Below are 1,321 nucleotides of genomic sequence, written 5' to 3' on the forward strand. Positions count from 1 at the left end.
AGAATACATATCATTTCTCCTTGTTTTTTTATTTGTAGTGATTTAAATTATACATGAGATTTGATGTGTATTCTTCTTTTTTTGCAAAAAATTTAACGTTGGGAGAGAATTTTTTCTCTCACCAACGCTAAATATTTATGCAACCAATATTATATAAACTCTTTTAATTACCATATAGATGTCTAATCAACAAAATGATCAGAAATGGTAAAATTAGAAATATTCTAAACACTTCCTACTATTTTATATTTATAAAAAATTCAACAATACGCTCAGGAACACTTCTTTCTCCACCTAAAACTATAATTTCTTCTATATTTTCTTTATTAGTAAAATCCATATAATTATCTGAATTATTTTTCGGATTTATCAACTGTATAGGTGCATTTTCCATAGCTGCCAAACCAGATGATACTAATGCATCTGCAAAAGATTCACCAGTCGTTAAGAATATTTTTTTTGGATTTTTATATCCATACCTACTAACAAGTTTAGCAGTTTCATACCTATTATTACCTGCTATTCTATATTCTGCTCTTAACTCAGACTCTATATTCTTACCTATTGAATTATTACCGCCAACTAGTATGGTTTTCTTTATTCCCATATCCTTCATAGCCTTATCAATGTAGTCAGGGACACTAGCTGATTTTACCAACAATACGGGAACATCATCCTTAGCAGCAATTGATGATGCAGTTAGTGCATCTGGAAAATTCTCACCTGATGCAACAATTGCCCTGTCGGAATAACCAGTAAGTCTGACCAATTCCTTAGCAAGTCTAGCAGATGTATCATACCTGTCTTTTCCAGCTATCCTGCTTAATTTTAGATTCATATTCTTTAAATCTCTTTCAAGACCTATTCTTAAAGAATTATTACCTCCTACCAATATGACTTTCTTCACTCCCAATCTCCTAATTTCATTTTTAACTTGACTATCAAGTCCATTAGGATCATTTAACAAAACAGGTGCCTTGTATGCCTTTGCCAATGGTGCAGCTGTAAGTGAATCTGGATATTCTTTAGAATTTACCAACACAATGGTATCAGAATGGTTAAAGTAATGTCTTGATAAGTTTATAGAGGTGGATATCCTATTATTTCCGCTAATTCTTTTGATATTTTTTGATTTTATTTTATTTTCTTTAACCTTATCATCTTCTTTCTTTTTATTTAATTCTTCTTTTTTCTTCATTTCCTCAATAGCTTTTTTTACATCATTTTCATAGCTATTATCTGAGTTATTATCTTTTTTAGGTTCTTTACCTTTTTCAGGTTCTTTACCCTTTTCAGGTTCTTTGCCTTTTTCAGGTTCTTT

At 30.4% G+C, this 1,321-nt stretch carries 1 protein-coding gene; it reads right to left on the reverse strand.

Features of this window, described 5'->3' with window-relative positions; translation table 11 throughout:
- Window positions 1-238: 238 nt before the first annotated feature.
- On the reverse strand, window positions 239-1,321 hold a 1,083-nt coding region (locus F823_RS11225; protein WP_019595703.1), incomplete at its 5' end, for a cell wall-binding repeat-containing protein.

Origin of the sequence: Peptostreptococcus anaerobius VPI 4330 = DSM 2949 (assembly GCF_000381525.1) — a bacterium.
Classification (GTDB): Bacteria; Bacillota; Clostridia; order Peptostreptococcales; family Peptostreptococcaceae; genus Peptostreptococcus; species Peptostreptococcus anaerobius.